This is a genomic window from Chryseobacterium metallicongregator (assembly GCF_031324065.1).
In the GTDB taxonomy this organism is placed as follows: domain Bacteria; phylum Bacteroidota; class Bacteroidia; order Flavobacteriales; family Weeksellaceae; genus Chryseobacterium; species Chryseobacterium metallicongregator.
In genome coordinates this window covers 87,416-107,470 of sequence record NZ_JAVIXS010000014.1, presented here as the reverse complement: position 1 = coordinate 107,470, position 20,055 = coordinate 87,416, and the positions used below count along the sequence as shown (strand labels likewise).

Below are 20,055 nucleotides of genomic sequence, written 5' to 3'. Positions count from 1 at the left end.
ATTCTCTTACAGTCTTTGTCTAAGAACCGGTACTACAGAGTTTTTCCATTCATAGAAATCTCCTGCCATAATATGTTCTCTTGCTACTTTCACTAAATCAAGGTAGAATGCCAGATTATGAATCGAAGCAATCTGTTTTGCCAGATATTCTTTAGATACAAACAGGTGACGAAGATACGCTTTTGAATATTCACGATCTACAAAACTGGTCCCGAATTCATCCAAAGGCGAAAAATCGCGCTTCCATTTTTCATTTTTAAGGTTCATCACCCCTTGCCACGTGAAAAGCATTGCATTTCTTGCATTTCTTGTTGGCATTACACAATCCATCATGTCAATTCCCAACCCAATAGACTCCAGGATGTTCCAGGGAGTTCCTACTCCCATCAGGTATCTTGGTTTTTCTTTTGGAAGGATATCTGTCACTTCGTCAGTGATTCTGTACATTTCTTCTTCAGGCTCTCCAACGGAAAGTCCTCCGATAGCATTTCCTTCTGCTCCTGCTTCAGAAATCACTTCTGCAGAGATTTTTCTAAGATCAGAATAAGTAGATCCCTGAACAATCGGGAAAAGCCTTTGTTTATGTCCGTATAATTCAGGATTATCATTCGTCCATTCAATACATCTTTTCAGCCAACGGTGAGTAAGCTCCATAGATGATTTCGCCTGGTTATAATCACAAGGATAAGGAGTACATTCGTCAAAAGCCATGAAAATATCGGCTCCGATCTGTCTTTGGATCTCCATTGATCTTTCCGGAGAGAACATATGATAACTTCCATCGATGTGAGATTTAAATCTCGCACCTTCTTCCGTCATTTTTCTGTTACTCGCCAGTGAAAATACCTGAAATCCTCCTGAATCGGTAAGAATAGGAAGGTCCCAGTTCATGAATTTGTGTAAACCACCTGCATCCTGCATCGTTTCCATGCCCGGACGAAGATATAAGTGATAAGTATTTCCCAGAATAATCTGAGCTTTAATGTCTTCTTTTAATTCTCTCTGATGAACTGTTTTCACACTTGCTACAGTTCCCACAGGCATAAAAATAGGAGTTTGAATCTTCCCGTGATCTGTGGTAATTTCCCCTGCTCTTGCTTTTCCTTCAGAGGTTTTTTCTATATTAAAAAATTTCATCTCTATACTTTTTTAAAGCACTGTTTTTGCCAGTGATTTTGTGTGACAGAAACTTTCAGTCTGACTTTACCTTACTACAGGCATTACAGGACCATTCTGTTTCAGTCTCTCCTTTACATATTTATCTGCTTTGGGATCTTTTTTCAGCAATATTTCCTGAGCATCATTGGTGATCCCATCCATTTCTTCTTTAATTACATAGTATTTGAAACTATTTACAAAATCATCAGGCTTTACCTTATGTGATTTCAAAACAGCTCGTGTTCCTGCTTCCATATTTTTGTCAGGATATACAAAAATAGCCTGATCGTTGATTGCAAGATCGGCAATGATTTCTGCCATCATATCTTTATCAATCAGATCTTTAGGCTTATCAATATAATCACCACACGAAAGCAAACCCAACAAAACGAAAATAAAGATTAACTTTTTCATCAGTTTCATAATCTGTTGATGATTGATTTCCATTTTAAGTTCAGCACTCCAAAAACAGCTTCATGGATAATTCCACCATTCATTTTGCTTTCTCCTAAAATTCTGTTGGTAAATATAATAGGAACTTCTACAATTCTGAAATCTTTTTTAAAAGCTCTGAATTTCATTTCAATCTGAAATCCATATCCCTTCAGTTTTACATTATCCAATCCTATTTCTTCCAATACTTTTCTTGAAAAGCAAACAAATCCTGCTGTCGTATCATGAATTGGAAGTCCTAATACAAACCTTACATATTTTGATGCAAAATAAGAAAGCAACACTCTTCCCATAGGCCAGTTCACTACATTCACTCCTTTTGAGTAACGGGAACCGATCGCCATATCTGCATTTTTACATGCTTCAAAAAGTTTCGGAAGATCGTTAGGATTGTGTGAAAAATCAGCATCCATTTCAAAAATATAGTCATATTTATTTTCGATGGCCCATTTAAACCCGTGGATATATGCCTTTCCCAATCCGTCTTTTACATGTCTTATGGACAGATGCAGATAATGCGGATGTTTCTTCTGCAGTTCTTTTACAATTTCTGCAGTTCCATCCGGAGAAGAATCATCTACGACTAAGATATGAAAGTCGTCCTCCAATGCAAAAACTGCGGAAATAATATTTTCAATATTTTCCTTTTCGTTATATGTCGGGATGATGACGAGTTTTTTCATTTCAGTTTGCAAAGATAGTTTATTTAACCTTTTTATTTTATACAAAATAATCTATAATTTTGCAAAAATATTTCTCGGGGATTAAGCGGATGAAACAGAAACTTTTATTCAACAGATCTGAACAATACGTAAAATCGATGAGAGCAAATATTTTAACTGCAGATTCATGGATCTGGTGACAGGAAAATCTGTGCCGGGCTGTGTTATATGAAGTTAAATAATAAATAAAAAAAACTTAAATTTTGCCATCATCACAACACTTCATCAATCACGTAAGAATACCTGAGAACAATGATTGGGTAATCTTTATCCTTGTGGGCTGTATATTTTTATATGTTTTTATGATGAACGTCATAGAAAGAGATGCCAGCCTCAAAGATTTTCTGCTTCAGAAATATTTTGATGCAAGCAACAATCTTCCCAGCTGGATTATCACTTCCTGTGTAACGACACTTACCCTGTCTGTATTAATTTCACAGTATGTACCTATAGTACCGAAATATATTGCAGATCTTCAACTTCTGGGATATCAGCTTAATAAATTTGGATATACATTGCTGGCAGTGCTGCTTTTTTATTTAACAAAGTCAACATTAGGATTTCTATTTTACCAAAGTATAGGGGATGGAAAAAAATGGACTATTTTTTATTTTACCTCCACAAAATTTTATTTCATTCTTTCATTTTTGCTAATAATTCTTTGTGTAGCCCATTATTACTTCCCGATAGACAGAAATAAAATGTTTTTATATTATTTCTGCTTCTTCGCTTTTGTATTCATTTTCAAAGTCTTTTTCTATTTATTTCACAAGAACAAGATTCTTCCCGAGAAATGGTATTATAAATTTTTGTATATTTGCACCCTCCAAATCGCACCATTATTATTGCTTTGGAAGTTGTTATTTTTTTAATAAAAGTCAATGATGAGAATAAAGTCTATATTGGTTTCTCAACCAGCGCCTAGTGAGTCTTCTCCATATTTGGATATAGCGAAGAAGGAAAAAATAAAGATTGATTTCCGTCCATTTATCCACGTCGAAGGGGTTGACAATAAAGAGCTCAGAACACAGAAAATAGATCTGACGCAGTATACCGGTATTATTTTTACCAGTAAAAATGCGATTGACCATTACTTCAGACTAGCAGAGGAATTGCGTTTTGCCGTTCCGGATACAATGAGATATATCTGCCAGTCGGAAGCAATTGCCAACTACCTTCAAAAGCATATTGTGTACAGAAAAAGAAAAATCAGCTTTGGGGAGAAAAACTTCTCAGACCTGCTTCCTCTTTTCAAAAAATTCCCAACTGAAAAATATCTGTTGCCATCTTCAGATGTTTTAAGTCCGGATATTGTAAAAACCATGGATGCATCTAATGTAGACTGGACAAGAGCAATTATGTACCGTACCGTATGCAGCGACCTTACAGATATCAATGTCAAAGATTATGACATGCTGATTTTCTTCAGTCCGCAGGGAATCAAATCGCTACAACAAAATTTCCCTGACTTCAAGCAGGATGAAACAAAGATCGGAGTTTTTGGAAACACAACTTTGGCAGCCGCAGAAGAAGCAGGGTTAAAAGTAGATTTAATGGCACCTACGAAGGAAACACCTTCTATGACAATGGCCCTTGAAAAGTATATTAAAGCACTTCATAAATAGTCTTTAATTATAAAAATACAATGAACCATCTTTTCAATAAAGGAAAGATGGTTTTTTTTTACCTAAATTTGAACAAAAATTAACATTGATGGAATCTCTGTGTAAATCACTTACTTTCAGAAGAAAAGTATGAACACAGATTCTATTCAATAAAAAATTAAAAATACCCGGATGAAAGCTCCACAGGCAAAAAAAATAGAAAAAATATTAGAAACCCACGGCGATAAAAGAACCGATAATTACTTTTGGTTGAATGAAAGGGAAAATCCTGAAGTGATCAAATACATCGAGGAAGAAAATGCCTACGAAGAATTCATCATGAAAGATACGGAAACTCTCCAGGAAGAGCTTTTCGAAGAGATGAAAGCCCGTTATAAAAAGGATGATGAGTCTCTTCCTTATTTCTTTAATGAGTACTGGTATATTGTACGTTATGAAGAAGGTAAGGAATATCCTATTTTCTGCAGAAAGTTTAAAAGTCTTGAAAACGAAGAGGAAATTGTACTTGACGTTAATATTCTGGCAGAAGACAAAGAGTTTTTTGAGGTAGGAAGTGTGGCAGTAAGCCCCAATAACGAACTGGCCTCTTTTTCTTCGGATGATGTAGGAAGAAGAATTTACACCCTTAATTTTAAAAACTTAAAAACCGGAGAAATCCTGCCGGATACTATTCCTAATACGACAGGAAAAGCTGTTTGGGCAAATGATAACCAGCATATTTTTTACATCAGAAAAGACAAAAGCCTTCGTGCATTTCAGGTGTACAGACATCAGCTGGGAACCGATTCTGCAGAGGATATACTGATCTTCCATGAAGAAGATGATACTTTTGATGTAAACGTATTTAAAACAAAATCTTTACAATATATTTTCATTGCCAGCTCAAGCACTATTTCTGATGAACATCGTTTTATCCCTTCTGATAATGTATTTGCAGAATGGAAAGTGATCCAGCCAAGAATAGATGACCTTGAATATTCCGTAGAGCATTATGAAGATGAGTTTTATATCATTACCAATGCTGATGATGCTATCAATTTTAAGATAGTAAAAACAAAGATTGATAACTGCGGTATGGAAAACTGGATTGATGTTATTCCACACCGTGCTGAAGTTTTATTGGAAGGTTTTGAAATCTTTAAAGATTATCTGGTATTGGAAGAAAGGGAAAGAGGACTGCTTCAGATCAAAATTATCGATGAGAAAACACAGGAATCTTATTACTTACCGTTCTCAGACCCTACTTATACAGCTTACATCGGCATCAATCTGGAATTTGATACAGAGATTTTACGTTACGGTTACACATCCCTTACACAGCCTAGTTCCACCTATGAGTATAACATGAAGGACAAGACTACAAAGCTGCTGAAACAACAGGAAGTTTTGGGTGGAAAATTTGTTCCTGAAAATTATATTTCAGAAAGAATCTGGGCAGACTCAAGAGATGGAAGAACTAAAGTTCCTATTTCATTGGTATATCATAAAGATACCAAAAAATCTGCCAACACTCCGCTTCTTCTGTATGGTTACGGAAGCTACGGGCATACTGTTGATGCCAGCTTTTCGAATGTAAGATTATCTTTACTGGACAGAGGTTTCATCTATGCTATTGCTCACATTCGCGGTGGTGAATATTTGGGAAGAGAATGGTATGAGGACGGAAAAATGCTATTCAAGAAAAATACATTCTTTGATTTTATTGACGCAGGAAAATACTTAATTAAGGAAAATTATACTTCATCAAAACACATGTATGCGATGGGAGGAAGTGCCGGAGGTCTACTGGTAGGTGCTGTGGTGAATTATGAACCTCTGTTATTCAACGGAATTGTGGCACAGGTGCCATTTGTAGATGTTGTTTCTACGATGCTTGATGATACAATCCCTTTGACAACCGGAGAATATGACGAATGGGGAAACCCTAACGACGAGGAATATTATTATTATATGAAAGACTATTCTCCTTATGATAATGTAGAGGCTAAAGATTACCCTCACATGCTGATCACTACAGGATTCCACGATTCTCAGGTGCAGTATTGGGAACCGGCAAAATGGACAGCAAAACTGAGAGAATTAAAAACAGACGATAATATGTTAGTATTTAAAACTGACATGAGCTCCGGACACGGAGGAGCAAGCGGAAGATTTGAATCTCTGAAGGAAGATGCGTTGGAATTCGCATTTTTATTAAAACTAGAAAATCAAAAAGAATGATTAACGAATCCGAATATTGGAAAAAAATAGAACAGTTCTTCGAAGATAATTTTCAGACTGAGAAGAATCCGCCCATTGAAACCCTTTTATTTCTGATAGGGCTACAGGAGCTGGGAAGCGGCCAACAAAAATATACGAAAGAAGACAAGGTAAACCTGATTCATATTGCAGTATGCAGATTGCTTGAACCTTTTGGATATTATAAATTCACCCACTATGAAGATGGATGGCCACAGTTTGAAAGCCTGGAAGAACTCCCGGAATTAAAGCCTAATGAGCAGACTTTGCTTATGAAAAAGGCAATTATACAGTACTTTCAGGAAGAAGAGCTTTTATAAAGGCTGGAGGTTTGAAGAAAGAAACAGGAAGTTAATCCCTGTCGATAAATAAAAAGAGGATTTTCCAATGGAAAATCCTCTTTTTTATAAATAAGTATTTTTTACATCTTCAAACTCATCCAATTAATTCTTCCAATTGATTCAGCCCCATTTTAAATCCTTCTTCAAATCCCATGTCCATGAGCTTTTTCATCACTTCAGGAGAATGGTAATGGATGTTGATGGTTACTTTAGTACCTTCTTCCACTCCTGTAAAACCGATCAGCCATTTTGACCTTGGAAAATCTTCATTGATATTTCCTTCTTTATCAGCGAAAGCACTCAGCCAGTCAAGGCTTCTGTGTTCCATTATCTCCCCATATTGAGTCTTAGAATACATAGGTCCTTTTTCTCCGTTGGGCCCTACCATTGCATACATCCAGATTCCTCCTTCCCTGAAATCCTGACTTACTGTTTCACACTTCCAGGGCTTGGGTCCCCACCACTGGTCCAATAATTCGGCTTCTGTAAAATACTTCCACACTGTTGAAACATCAGCTTTATAAATCTTCATGACGTAAGTGCTGGACGCATCAAAATCTTTGTTGAAAATGATATTAGATTCCATAAATATTTATTTTTAATAAAGTTAGCACTTTATTTATGGAAAGCGACTTTTCATATGACAACTAAAGGATAATTCATAAATAATTGTTAAAAAACACTCTTTTAAGAGAAAAAAAACATTTTTTTGGCTCGTTTTTTGTTTATGTACTCTTAAAACAATTAATTTTAACATTCATTTTTCCAAAACCTATATAATTACATAATGAATAACAAATTCATCCCAATAATTTCAGTGTTTATGACAATCTCACTGATTGTCTTTGTAACGCTCCAATTTTATTGGTTGAAAGGCTATTACGGCGTACTGGAACAGGATTTTTCAAATAAAGTGTATGCAGTTTTGGAAAGTACTTCAAAAAGTATTGAAGAGATTGAGGCAGATAAATATCTGAATCAGGATTATAAAGATTTCAGAAAAAATATTCTGGCAAACAGCAAGCAGCCCTCTTTAACCACCATCCAGCAAGTGGAGGATTCCGGTACTCAGAGACAGATTATCTATTCTAAAAATATTATTGAAAAAACACAGCTTCCAATTTCCCAAAAAGGAGATTCTATTAAGCTGACCACTTTATATACAGATGAAGCCGCCTATAAAATAAAAAGAGATACCACTAATCGCGAACTTTTAACGCAAGATATCAATCAGGAGATTGAGACAGGAGATTACTCCATGAAAGAATTCGTCAAAGTATATGGAAACAACCTTCCTATTACTAAAAGAGTGGATCCGAAAACGCTGGACTCTGTTATTGCAAAAGAGCTTAAAATCCGAGGTATTACGGCCAAATTCGGATATGGAGTTCTGGACCGCAACAATAAACTTACAAGCATTGCCAATAAGGCTTACAAAGAGAAAAAAGACAGTAATACCTACAGCTTTCCTCTTTTTGCCGATAAGAAAAATACGTTATACAGCCTCGCATTAGTCTTTCCTAAAAAAGAATATTCTCTTGCGATGAACAACTGGCCCATGCTTCTGGGAACATTCCTATCTCTTCTTACGATTCTTGGGATTTATATTATTTCCATCAATTATATGATGAGACAGAAAAAGCTTGCTGAAGTGAAAACAGACTTCATCAACAATATGTCCCATGAGTTTAAAACACCATTGGCAACGATTTCTGTGGCTACGGATTCATTAGCTAATGACAAAATAGCCACCAATCCGGACAAGGTAAAATATTACTCCGAACTGATCAAGCAGGAGAACTTAAGGATGAAAAAGCAGGTGGAAAACGTACTCAATATGTCTAAGCTTGAAAGAAATGAAGTAGAATTATTCTTAAAAGAAACCAACGTAAGAGAATTAATCAAAAGGACAACAGAATCTTTCAATCTGATTGTACAGCAAAGAAACGGAACGCTTACGCAGAAATTTAATGCTACCCATTATAATTTTAAAATAGATGAATTCCACATCTCGAATATGCTGGTGAACTTACTGGATAATGCCAACAAATACTCTCCTGAAGCACCGGAAATACATGTAGAAACAAGAAATGAAGGACACTGGTACGTGATTGAAATTTCCGATAAAGGAATGGGAATGGATACCCAGAATAAAACCAAAATTTTCGAGAAGTTCTTCAGAGAAGAAACCGGAAATATTCACAACGTAAAAGGACAGGGATTAGGTCTTTCTTACGTGAAGAAAATTGTAGAACTGCACAAAGGACAGATTATCGTAGACTCTCATAAAGGAAAAGGAAGTACGTTCACGATAAAGCTGCCAATGGGATAAAATGCAAATGATAAATGATAAGTCATCAATGATCGTTTATCAATTATAAAAATAAAAAGGTTAAACCAAATATCAAAATATAGAAGATAGAGTGAGGAAGTTCATTCTTAATTGTTAATTTTTAATTATTAAAATTATGAGCAACAGAATATTATTAGTAGAGGACGATCAGAGTTTCGGGGCGGTGCTTAAAGATTATTTGACCATCAATAATTTTGAAGTAACTCTTGCCACTGACGGGGAGCAGGGACTAAAAGAATTTACAGAAAATGAATTCGATATCTGCATATTTGACGTAATGATGCCTAAAAAAGACGGATTTTCATTAGCGGAAGACGTAAAAAAGATTGATAAAAATACACCTATCATTTTCCTTACTGCAAGAAACATGAGAGAAGATATCTTGAAAGGATATCAGCTGGGTGCGGATGATTATATTACAAAACCATTCGATACTGAACTTCTTTTATACAAAATAAAAGCTATTCTTCAGAGAAGTTCTACCTTGGAAAATGAAGAACAGGAGCAGTTTAAAATCAGCAATATTTTCTTCGACTCTATGCTGAGACAACTGAAAGTAGGTGATAAAGAATACAAACTTTCTCCTAAAGAGAATGAATTATTAAAACTTCTTTGCATCCACAGAAATGATTTTATGCCAAGAGATCTTGCCTTAAGAAAGATCTGGAAAAAGGAAAATTATTTTACAGCAAGAAGTATGGACGTTTATATTGCCAAGCTTCGTAAGTTGTTAAAAGACGACGAAGGATTAGAAATCATCAACGTTCACGGAGAAGGGTTTAGACTTTTGGTAAAAAATTAATCCAAAAATCAAATTATAAGTATAAAATTAGCAAAACAATTGAAAATGTTTTGCTAATTTTGTTTCATACCCATGGATATGAAGAATACATTTATAAGTTTGATCGCCGTATCATTATTAGCTGCATCTTGTAAAAAGGATGAAAGAGCTACTTATTTAAAAGAAGAAGCCAACGCTGGCCAACCCAACGTAGCCCTAAATACCTCCTCAAAAACTGCTCTGATGGATCAGGCAGGCATCCAATCCAGTTCTACTCCCGCTCCTATGGCAACAGCTCCGGGAATGAATCCTCCACACGGGCAACCTGGACATCGATGCGATATACCAGTAGGACAACCTCTGAATGGTGCTCCGGCAGCAGCTACTCCTGCTACACAAAATGTAAATGTGAATGGAGGGAATACGATTCAAATTGATCCAAATGCTGTATCACCAGGAAAAATCACCCTTGATAATAACGGAAAACAGGTAAAAACAGCTCCGGGAATGAATCCTCCGCACGGACAGCCTGGACACCGTTGTGATATTCCCGTAGGACAGCCATTAAGCAGTAAACCTGCACCAACACAGCAACCGGCTCAAAATTCAGTACAGACAACTCCGGCTCCTGCACCTGCAGCACAGAATCTCGCAATGGGTGAAAAACCGAAATTGAATCCTGCCCATGGAGAGCCGTGGCACAGCTGTTCTTTGAAAGTTGGTGATCCTTTGCCATAAATTTTGTATTTTTGCAGAGATGAAGCTGTTTCACCTACTTGCAATAGTGTTTTGCCTGGGAGTCTTTCTGATTCCCAAGGATAACTTCTATGCGCAAGGGGCACAGGAAACATGCTGTAAAGCAGAGTCTTCCAAAAAAATGGACTGCTGTAAAAATCATTCTTCAAAAAAAGACAGTAACCATGATAAAACAAAATCATGTAAAGATGACTGCTGCTCATCATGTGTTGCCTGCTACACTTTTATTGAAACCCCATTCTCAAAAAATCTACGGTTGGAACTGTCTTATTACAAAGCCAATAAGAATCCTCAGTTTCACTATTCAGATCCTTATCTTTCAGACCGTTTAAAGGAAATCTGGCAACCGCCCAAGATAGGTTAATTAAAACATCAAGGGTTCATTATGTCTTATAGTGAACTGTTTTTTAATTAATTTAAACTTTTAAACAAAATGAAATTACATATTTCCAGGTTGATACTTGGTGCATTATTCCTATTTACACAATTTATATCTGCTCAAACACTTTCAAAAAATCAGTTCAAGGTCAAAGGGAACTGCGAAATGTGCAAAACAAGAATTGAAAGTGCGGCTAAAAAAGCTGGTGCGAAAACAGCAGTTTACTCTATTGATCTTCAAACGTTAACCTTTGAAACAGACAAAGCTTCCGCTGATGATATTTTGAAAAAAGTAGCAGACGCAGGTCATGATAATGAGAAATTCAAAGCGCCTGATACAACCTATGAAGGACTTCCTGGATGTTGCCATTACGAAAGAGATGCAAAGCCTTCACAAGCAGAAACAAGCCATGAGCATCATGTAAGTGCCGCTATTTCCACTAAAAAAGAGAATGAATTCTATGTTAGAGGAAACTGTGCTTCTTGTAAAGCCAGAATTGAAAAAGCATCCAAAGATGCCGGAGCCAGTACTGCGGAATGGAATGCAGAGAAACAAACGGTTACTTTAAATTTTGATCCTTCAAAAACCTCATCAGATAAGATTTTAAAGGCTATTGCTGATGCAGGACATGATAATGAAAAATATAAAGCTACTGATGCTGTTTACAATGGCCTTCCGGGATGTTGCCTGTATGACAGAGAGTTTACTTTTGGTGAACCCAACCCAAAAGTGCACTACGAAGAAGCAACAAAGCATGAAGATCATAAAGACGATGAGACTTCTGCGGCTAAAGAGAATCATTCTCAGCATGAAAAAAATATCGACGGAGTTGTTGTAACAGGTTCCAAAGCAGCGACAGCTTTAAGCAAAAAAGAAGCCGGACTTGTTTTTAATATTGATAAAAAAGAGCTGTTAAAGGCCGCTTGTTGTAATTTATCTGAAAGTTTTGAAACCAATGCAACAGTAGATGTTTCTTTCAGTAATGCGGTTACCGGAACAAAACAGTTGAAAATGCTGGGTCTGGATCAAAAATATACCAGCTTAACGAAGGAACAACTCCCTGAAATCAGAGGATTGGCTTCTGCCTATGGATTAAATTTTATTCCGGGAAGATGGATTGAAAGTATTCAACTTACCAAAGGAGGAAGTACGGTTACGAACGGTTACGAAAGTATCACAGGACAGATCAATACAGAACTTCTGAAGAATGCCAAGACTCCTGAAACGTCACTGAACCTTTTTTCTGACTTCAATGGAAGAGCGGAAATCAATATCACCAATGTTTCTCCTATCAACGATAAATGGTCACAAACTTTCCTTCTTCACGGAAACGGAACGTTTGGAAATACGGATATGAACCATGATGGTTTTCTGGACAGACCGAAAGGAACACAGATTAATGCAGCATATTTACTGAATTATAACGATCTTGAAAAGTCAGGATTCGGATCTCATTTTGGAATTAATTTTATCAGAGATGAAAGAACTGCAGGACAGATTGGATTTGATAAAAAAATTGGTCAGGACAAGCAACCTTTTTATGGGGTAGGAATCGATATTTCAAGATTTCAGGTTTGGAATAAAACAGGGTATGTTTTTAAAGGAAAACCTTACCAGAGTATCGGATGGATGAACCAATATGTTTACCACCAACAGGACAGCTTTTTCGGATTGAGAAATTATGCAGGGCAGCAGCATACGTATTATTCCAATTTAATTTTTGAAAGTATCATCGGAAATACCAACCACAAGTATAAGGCTGGAGCAAGTTTCTTATATGACGGTTATAAAGAAACGTATTTGCTGAATGATATGAGAAGAAATGAAATTGTACCAGGGATTTTTGCTGAATATACTTTAACTGGTTTAAAATATACTTTAGTAGCAGGTTCAAGAGTAGATTTCCACAATCTTGCAGGAACACAGTTTACGCCGAGACTTAATTTTAAATATGATTTCACTCCTCAGACTATTTTAAGACTTTCTGCGGGAAGAGGATTCAGAACAGCGAATGTATTTGCGGAAAGCCAGCAGTATTTTGCATCGAACAGAGCTATCAATATTTTATCTAATGGAGGAAATATTTATGGATTAAGACCTGAAATTGCATGGAATTATGGGGCGAGCTTACAACAGGAATTTAAGTTATTTGGAAGAAAATCAAGCATTGTTGCAGACTTCTTCAGAACAGATTTCCAGGATCAGGTATTGGTAGATTTGGATAAGTCTCCTCAACAGCTGACATTCTATAATCTGGATGGAAAATCATTTGCGAATTCATTCCAGACCCAATGGGATTTTATGCCTATAAAAAATCTTGAAGTAAGACTTGCTTATAAATATTATGATGTACAGGCTGATTATATCGGTGGAAGAAGAGAAGTTCCTTTTATGGCGAAGCACAGAGGATTTGTGAACCTGGCCTATTCAACCAATAAAAATGATAATGGCGGATTCTGGAGTTTTGATACGACTTTAAACTGGGTTGGAAAGCAAAGACTTCCTGATACTTCAAGTAATCCTGCAGAGTTTCAGTTACCAACGTATTCAGAATCTTATGCGGTTCTTAATGCTCAGATTTCAAGAAATTTCAATAAAAAGATCAGAGCTTATTTAGGTGGCGAAAATCTTACCTCTTACTATCAGAAAAATGCGATTGTAGATTTTAAAAATCCTTTCGGTAATTATTTTGACGGAGGAATGGTATACGCTCCAATTATGAAGGCTAATTTGTATGTGGGACTGGATGTGACGTTTTAAGGCTGGAAGCTGGAAGAATGAAGCTGAGTGTGCCTACAACCAAGTAAAGTTTTATCTTATTGAGGATAAAATCTGAATACACAAAAACCTATAAGGTTTAATTTTTATCATAAGCAGGTAAAATTCGCCACTCATAGCGCGGAAAAACTCCAAAAGTTTTGAAAACCACCAGTAACACCCTTCTTCCATCCTCAAGCTTCCTAACTGAATAAAAAAATCCGCTTCAATGAAGCGGATTTTTTTATTTATCTTCCAAAGTCATCCTGTACTCTTACGATATCATCTTCGTCTGAAGGATTGGATGCATCGGTATGCTGCCAGATTTCAGCTACAATTCCCCAGCCTGCAAGACCAATTAATCTGTGTCTTTCTCCCTGCTGAAGTTTCACCTGATCTTTCGGGCCGTATTCTCCCAATTCTCCTTCTTCATCGGTATTGCTTCTTTTGATTCCTACTGTTCCTTCTACTACCTGCCAGATTTCGGCTCTTCTGTGGTGATATTGCCAGCTTAATCTTGCTTCCGGAGCTACGATAAGAATTTTCGGGCTTAGCTTTCCTCCTATTCTAAGGTTGTCTACATCAATCCCATCGAAATATTGGTTAGCAAAATCCTGTGCCTGCGTTTCATCAATCACAAAAAATCCTCCCCATGGTCTTGTATCATCTTTTGCTGCGATGTTAAAACCTTGTCCTTGCAGCATGCTTTCTACTCTATCGAATATTTCTTTTTTTTCTGTACTCATACAGCTATATTTTTAATTTAAAAATTATTTATTTGATTCTTCTTTTGACATTGAATAGGGAAAATCTTTTTCCTGTGAACCTCTTTCTTTATTGGGTTTGCTGTCCATTTTAAAGTCTAAAACAGCTCCCTTCATCAGTTCTTTATGGCTCAGCCAGTTTTTGGAATAAGGCTGTTGGTTTACATTCAAAGATTTTACATATAAATTTTCTGCATTATTTTCCGGAGCTTTTATTTCAATTTTCTTACCATTTTCCAAATGGATGGTAGCTTCTTTAAATAATGGTGCTCCCAAGACATATTGATCCGTTGCAGGTGTTACCGGATAAAAACCTAGTGCTGAGAAAATATACCAGGCAGAAGTTTGTCCGTTGTCTTCATCACCGCAATATCCGTCCGGAGTTGCATGGTAAAGCTTATTCATCACCTGTCTAGCCCAATATTGTGTTTTGTAAGGTGCTCCTGCATAGTTATACAGATAAATCATGTGCTGGATAGGCTGATTTCCGTGCGCATACTGCCCCATGTTCATGATCTGCATTTCTCTGATCTCGTGGATCACACCTCCATAATAACTGTCATCAAAAACTGGTGGCAATGAGAAAACTTCATCTAATTTGGCTTCAAATTTCTTTTTACCACCCATCAGTTCTGCCAGACCATCAATGTCCTGGAAAACCGACCATGTGTAATGCCAGCTGTTTCCTTCTGTGAAAGCATCTCCCCATTTAAAAGGATTGAAAGGTTTCTGGAAGTTACCGTCTTTATTTTTACCACGCATTAAACCTGTTTCCTTATCAAATACATTTTTGTAATTATAAGCTCTTTTCTTGTAGATATCAATTTCAGAAGCAGGTTTCCCAAGTGCTTTTCCTAGCTGATAGATTGAAAAGTCATCATAAGCATATTCCAATGTTCTGGCTGCATTTTCATTGATTTTCACATCATAAGGAACATAGCCTAAAGTGTTATAATATTCTACTCCTGCACGGCCTACAGCTTCTATGGGACCTGCATTATTCGCTCCGTGTTTTACTGCCTGCCAAAGTGCTTCTGTGTCATATCCGCGAAGTCCTTTGATGTAAGCATCTGCGACTACGGATGCAGAATTATTTCCAATCATAATATCAGAATATCCAGGACTGCTCCACTCCGGTAAGAAACCTCCTTCTTTGTAAGCATTGGCCAGTCCTTCCTGCATTTCTACATTGATGCTTGGATAAACAAGATTCAGGAATGGATATAAAGCACGGAAAGTATCCCAAAAGCCGGTTCCGGCAAACATTCTTCCGTCAACAATTTTTCCGTTGTAAGGACTCCAGTGTTTTATTTTATTCTGAGCATCTACTTCATATAATTTCTGCGGGAAGAATAAAGTTCTGTATAAAGAGGAATAAAAAGTTCTCATTTGCTGATCTGTTCCTCCTTTTACATCTATTTTTCCTAATGTTTTATTCCAGATATTTTTAGCATCGGTTTTTACCTGTTCAAAATTTCTGTTTCCGATTTCTCTTTTAAGGTTAAGTTCTGCCTGCTCAAAACTGATGAATGAAGAGGCTACTTTTGCATAAACCGTTTCTTTATTTTTAAGCTTAAACCCTACTACAGCTCCTGTATGATCACTGGTAATTTCCAACTGATCATTAACCAGCTTATCATCTTTCCAGGTTTTTGTCAGTTCAAAATCTTTATCAAACTGAATAACAAAGTAGTTTTTAAAATTCTCATATTTCCCGGTAGAATACCTCGTTGTATAACCCAGGATTTTTCTTTCCTTCGGTAAAATCTTAATATAAGATCCTTTGTTTAATGCATCAACAACTACGTAAGCGCTGTCTGTTTTGGGAAAGTCAAATTTAAAATAAGAGGCTCTTTCCGTAGGGGTAAATTCTGTAGTGACATTGATATCTGCCAGATAAACACTATAAAAGTAAGGCGTAGTAACCTCAGCTTTGTGGCTGAACCAGCTTGCTCTTTCGTCTTCTTTAAATTTTACTTTTCCCACTCCCGGCATGATGGCAAATGCGCCATAATCATTCATCCATGGAGAGGGTTGGTGCGTTTGTTTAAATCCTTTTATTTTATCTGCATCGTAGGTATATGCCCATCCGTCACCCATCTTACCGGTCTGGGGAGTCCAGATATTCATTCCCCATGGAAGTCCCACGGCCGGATAGGTATTTCCATTGGATAAAGAGGGTTTGGATTGTGTTCCCATTAAAGGATTCACATAATCTACGGGAGATACATTCTGACCTAAAGCCCAGGCCTGTAATAACAGGAAGCAAGTAGAAAATATAAACTTCATTGTATCGTTTCGTTTGTTAATTTATATACGCTTTTTTAATGCATAGCTTGCAGCTCCAAGAATAGCGGCATCTTCAAAAATGGCAGAAATTTTAACCTGCAAGTTAATATTATTCTTTGTTAAGTTCTGAATAAATCTTTGTTCAAAATGAGGATAAGCTTTGGCAATATTTCCTCCTATAACTAAAACTTCCGGTTTGTAATGATCTATATATCTGACAATAAACTCAGAAAAGGCGTCTGCATAATCGTTAAACATTTGAGTCTGTATTTCTGCTGGTTTATCCAGAAGATCTTTGGTTCCGGAGATTTCCTCTCCTGTCAGTTCTTTATAATGATTCACAAACCAGCGTGTTGCCAGATAATCTTCACAGATAGAGTTTCTGAAGGGAGAATCCCATAGATCTTCATCCGTTGCAAATTCTCCGTTGAAGAAGGTCGTTCCCAGCCCTGTGCCGAGGGTTACTCCAAAAGCACTATTGAATCCCTGAGCACATCCTCCGAATACTTCTCCCTCCATAAAAGCAGCAGCATCATTTACAAAATGAATCTGTTCCTGAGAAATGGAAAGTCTTTTTGCCAGTTCTTCTTTGATATTCACCTGATAGATATCAATAAATTTTCCCTGCTGCATCAGCGATATCCCATTTTCATAATCGAAAGGTCCCGGCATTGCGATACCAATGAGAAGATTTTCTTTTACCAGATCATGAGCCACTTTTTCAATGGCTGAAACCCAAGCGCTAAAAATAATTTCTTTCTTTTCGAAAGCATCTACATGTTCTCTTACATAGGTAGAAGAAATGATTTCACGTTTTTCCGGATCTACCTGAGCCAATGTGATGTGCGACCCTCCGATATCTATTCCTACAATATTCTGCATTATTTTTTTATTTTAAATTCAAGACATCCCTGTGACTGAAAAAACAGACAAACAGAAGTATGCCCCTGTCTGTCTGCTTTGTATTTCAGACTTTATATTTATAATCCTGATAACTATATCATTATCTGAATTTTTACTTCACGATAATTTTACCCGTTGATAATACTTTACTGTTTGAGGATGTAATCTTGTAAATATAAGTACCACTGATTAAATCCTGTGTATTCACTGCATTATTATTTTGATTAATGCTCTGTTTTTTGAATAATTTTCCTGAAACATCATACAATGCCACTTCATTGGCTGAGTTGTCGCTGATGGTAAAGTGAATATCATTTCCTCTTTTCACAGGATTTGGATAGACTGTACTGTTCTCTTTTACCGATTCAATATCTTTCACGGCAAGAGATGAAGCACAGGCAACATCTGTTCTCCAGTTGGCATCTGTCATATTGATCAGGGTGGCAAAATGAGTGTTTGCCGTAGCATCTAAAGCACCTAAGCCACTTCCTTCATCCATTTTCCAGTTCGCTTCAAGACCTGTGGAGTTGGCAGGAACATTACAGCTGTTGCTCAGGATTTCCTGTGGCGTTAGTGCTTTTTTCCAAACTCTGAATTCATCCAGGAAACCGTTGATTGTACGGGAATTGTCATAATTTCTTCCCAGATAAAGGATTCCGTTTGCTGTAAAGTTACCTGTTACTGCAAAGCTGGCATCAAGGTTACCATTGACATAAATTTTCATTGCTGCCCCATCATAAGTGGCTGCTATATGATACCATGTGTTGGTATTGAATGCTGTATTCGTGTTAAGCTTCACCTGTGATGAACCGAAGCTCAGGATAAACTGAAGTTTGTTATTCGCCAGGTTTCCATCACCGAATCTAAGCATTGCTGAGTTATTATCTCCTACTTCCACTCCCATTACTGATGAAATATAAGGGAATCCTGTTTTGAAAGCATTTACTTTTACCCACCCTTCAAATGTCATAGCATTTCCGCTCAGGTTAAATTGTCCTGCGTTAAGATAGTGCGTGCTTCCGTTGAAAGAAAGAGATCTTGCTCCCGGACTTGTAACAGGGGCAAAACCGCTATTGAATGATCCTTCACCTGAATAGGTACTTGTAGTTCCTCCGGCACACCCTGCCTGTACTTTCCATACATAATTTGTATTTGGGGTAAGATTTTGAAGTGCGTAAGAATTGGTTGTAATATTCGGAATTTCAGACCATGTTGTGGCTGCCGATGTTTTGTATTGTAGTGTATATGAAGTTGCATTTCCTGCATCCCATGATAGCTGAGCAGTATTACCAAGGAAACTTCCGGAAGTTAATCCTGATGGCGTAGTGCAGCCACTTCCGGAGTTAAACCTTGGTGCAAAAATATAAGTACTTGTTAATGTCGGTGAGCAATTGGACTGTATTCTCCAATCGTAATTTGTATTCAGGGTAAGGTTATTGATGACAATATTATTTCCTGAATAATTATTGGCTACGTTTGTCCATACTGTAGAGTTGGCCGGTTTGTAGTCAATGTTATAAGACTGAGAAGCGTTGGAAGTCCAGTTCAGTTTTGCTGAAGTTCCTGTTACATTGGAAACATCAAGTCCCAATGGCGGATCACAGGTTTGTCCCTGAGACCATGAATATAATTGACCGCTTAAGAGCGTATTTTCGTTGTAAAGAATATTAGAACCTGTACTCAAATAGCTGGCTACATTGGTTCCTCCCAGGTCATACCACATGAATACACCATATTGGTCATTCTTTGTACTGGTTGCTAAGTTTGCCAGTGTAGTTGCTGACGTAGAACTTGGATTCGAATTTTGGATCCATGTTGCAGCAGCAGAAATTTTAGATTTATCAAGAGGCGGAACAACAGGTGCATTGTATGTACTATACATCGCATTCCATGTATAATTGATATAATTTCCTGCTAAATCTCCATTATAAGTTTGTCTGGTTGTAGCCGGACCATAGTAGTAGAAGGTAATCAGTTTATCCGGCATTGCTGCTTTCAATTCCTGTAAAAGCATGACAAAAGAGCTGTTATTTGGTTGTCCTGTTCCGTTATTTCCGTAGCCTGCATATTCATCATCCAGATCTACTCCGTCTAAGCCATAAGTATAAACGGTATGAGCCACCTGCAAAGCGAAATCTTTTGCTGCTTCACGGTTAGGAAAATTAGAAATTCCGGCTCCCTGATGATTTCCTAAAAGATCAAGCAATACTTTTATCCCTTTTTGCTGTAAAGGTTTTACATAGGTATTGACATCATTAAGGACTTTGGTAACATTGTTATTGTTTGAGATATAAGCACGGTTTTTGGAAACATCATAGTTGATATTCGCTGCAAAAATAATAGCCACATCAAAAAGCTGTCTGTTCGTATTCTGCAAAGTATAGGAACCTGCATTCAGCGGATTATTGTTATTTACTTCCACATAGCAGACTCCTAAAGGATCAAGCTGCTGTGCTTTGAGTAATGGAGCCGACTGAAGCATTAAAGCCATCAGGGGAATAAAAAAGGATTTTTTTCTCATAGTATATCAATTTTG

General features: G+C 36.9%; 17 protein-coding genes. 9 read left to right on the top strand and 8 right to left on the bottom strand.

The window, feature by feature from the left end:
* Nucleotides 1-6 precede the first annotated feature (6 nt).
* The 3 genes from tgt to REB14_RS13970 all read right to left on the bottom strand — a co-directional run bounded on the left by tgt (nucleotide 7) and on the right by REB14_RS13970 (nucleotide 2,294).
* On the bottom strand, nucleotides 7-1,137 hold the full coding sequence (tgt, locus tag REB14_RS13980; protein WP_306596454.1) for a tRNA guanosine(34) transglycosylase Tgt: 1,131 nt from the start codon (nucleotides 1,135-1,137) through the stop codon (nucleotides 7-9).
* Between the two features lie 66 nt (nucleotides 1,138-1,203).
* Entirely contained in the window at nucleotides 1,204-1,572 is a 369-nt protein-coding gene (locus tag REB14_RS13975) for a DUF4296 domain-containing protein (protein WP_238594341.1), read from the bottom strand.
* Nucleotides 1,573-1,577: 5 nt separating this feature from the next.
* On the bottom strand, nucleotides 1,578-2,294 hold the full coding sequence (locus tag REB14_RS13970) for a polyprenol monophosphomannose synthase (RefSeq protein ID WP_079240090.1): 717 nt from the start codon (nucleotides 2,292-2,294) through the stop codon (nucleotides 1,578-1,580).
* Nucleotides 2,295-2,536: 242 nt separating this feature from the next.
* On the opposite strand from REB14_RS13970, the gene REB14_RS13965 reads away from it, so the two are divergent.
* The 4 genes from REB14_RS13965 to REB14_RS13950 all read left to right on the top strand — a co-directional run bounded on the left by REB14_RS13965 (nucleotide 2,537) and on the right by REB14_RS13950 (nucleotide 6,516).
* The gene (locus REB14_RS13965) at nucleotides 2,537-3,205 is read left to right on the top strand and encodes a DUF4271 domain-containing protein (RefSeq protein ID WP_051934165.1); all 669 of its coding nucleotides are present in this window, start codon (nucleotides 2,537-2,539) and stop codon (nucleotides 3,203-3,205) included.
* Nucleotides 3,206-3,217: 12 nt separating this feature from the next.
* A complete protein-coding gene (locus tag REB14_RS13960; protein ID WP_034691594.1) occupies nucleotides 3,218-3,958 on the top strand; it encodes a uroporphyrinogen-III synthase in 741 nt (246 codons plus the stop codon).
* 171 nt (nucleotides 3,959-4,129) lie between these two features.
* Complete coding sequence (locus REB14_RS13955) at nucleotides 4,130-6,178, top strand: S9 family peptidase (RefSeq protein WP_079240089.1); 2,049 nt, start codon at nucleotides 4,130-4,132, stop codon at nucleotides 6,176-6,178.
* Complete coding sequence (locus REB14_RS13950) at nucleotides 6,175-6,516, top strand: hypothetical protein (protein WP_079240088.1); 342 nt, start codon at nucleotides 6,175-6,177, stop codon at nucleotides 6,514-6,516. The genes REB14_RS13955 and REB14_RS13950 overlap by 4 nt, the downstream gene beginning before the upstream one ends.
* A gap of 115 nt (nucleotides 6,517-6,631) precedes the next feature.
* On the opposite strand, the gene REB14_RS13945 is transcribed toward REB14_RS13950, so the two are convergent.
* Nucleotides 6,632-7,123 carry an SRPBCC family protein gene (locus tag REB14_RS13945; protein WP_079240087.1) on the bottom strand — a complete coding sequence of 164 codons (492 nt, stop codon included), beginning with the start codon at nucleotides 7,121-7,123 and terminating at the stop codon, nucleotides 6,632-6,634.
* A 201-nt stretch (nucleotides 7,124-7,324) separates the two neighbouring features.
* On the opposite strand from REB14_RS13945, the gene REB14_RS13940 reads away from it, so the two are divergent.
* The 5 genes from REB14_RS13940 to REB14_RS13920 all read left to right on the top strand — a co-directional run bounded on the left by REB14_RS13940 (nucleotide 7,325) and on the right by REB14_RS13920 (nucleotide 13,566).
* On the top strand, nucleotides 7,325-8,869 hold the full coding sequence (locus tag REB14_RS13940) for a sensor histidine kinase (RefSeq protein WP_079240086.1): 1,545 nt from the start codon (nucleotides 7,325-7,327) through the stop codon (nucleotides 8,867-8,869).
* Nucleotides 8,870-9,005: 136 nt separating this feature from the next.
* Nucleotides 9,006-9,692: a response regulator transcription factor gene (locus tag REB14_RS13935; RefSeq protein ID WP_002982671.1), complete on the top strand. Its 687-nt coding sequence runs from the start codon at nucleotides 9,006-9,008 to the stop codon at nucleotides 9,690-9,692.
* A 72-nt stretch (nucleotides 9,693-9,764) separates the two neighbouring features.
* The gene (locus REB14_RS13930; RefSeq protein WP_482155929.1) at nucleotides 9,765-10,409 is read left to right on the top strand and encodes a hypothetical protein; all 645 of its coding nucleotides are present in this window, start codon (nucleotides 9,765-9,767) and stop codon (nucleotides 10,407-10,409) included.
* Between the two features lie 19 nt (nucleotides 10,410-10,428).
* Nucleotides 10,429-10,791 (top strand): hypothetical protein, encoded by a 363-nt coding sequence (locus REB14_RS13925; RefSeq protein ID WP_238594338.1) that lies wholly within the window; start codon nucleotides 10,429-10,431, stop codon nucleotides 10,789-10,791.
* 69 nt (nucleotides 10,792-10,860) lie between these two features.
* Complete coding sequence (locus REB14_RS13920; protein ID WP_079240084.1) at nucleotides 10,861-13,566, top strand: TonB-dependent receptor domain-containing protein; 2,706 nt, start codon at nucleotides 10,861-10,863, stop codon at nucleotides 13,564-13,566.
* 245 nt (nucleotides 13,567-13,811) lie between these two features.
* Here the strand turns inward: REB14_RS13920 and REB14_RS13915 are convergent, their stop codons facing one another.
* The 4 genes from REB14_RS13915 to REB14_RS13900 all read right to left on the bottom strand — a co-directional run bounded on the left by REB14_RS13915 (nucleotide 13,812) and on the right by REB14_RS13900 (nucleotide 20,040).
* Nucleotides 13,812-14,309, bottom strand: coding sequence for a cupin domain-containing protein (locus REB14_RS13915; protein ID WP_034691610.1), 498 nt, complete (start codon nucleotides 14,307-14,309; stop codon nucleotides 13,812-13,814).
* Nucleotides 14,310-14,333: 24 nt separating this feature from the next.
* A complete protein-coding gene (locus REB14_RS13910; RefSeq protein ID WP_309522462.1) occupies nucleotides 14,334-16,616 on the bottom strand; it encodes a GH92 family glycosyl hydrolase in 2,283 nt (760 codons plus the stop codon).
* A gap of 21 nt (nucleotides 16,617-16,637) precedes the next feature.
* A complete protein-coding gene (locus REB14_RS13905) occupies nucleotides 16,638-17,498 on the bottom strand; it encodes an ROK family protein (RefSeq protein WP_309522461.1) in 861 nt (286 codons plus the stop codon).
* Nucleotides 17,499-17,631: 133 nt separating this feature from the next.
* Nucleotides 17,632-20,040 carry an endo-beta-N-acetylglucosaminidase H gene (locus REB14_RS13900; RefSeq protein WP_309522460.1) on the bottom strand — a complete coding sequence of 803 codons (2,409 nt, stop codon included), beginning with the start codon at nucleotides 20,038-20,040 and terminating at the stop codon, nucleotides 17,632-17,634.
* Nucleotides 20,041-20,055 lie beyond the last annotated feature (15 nt).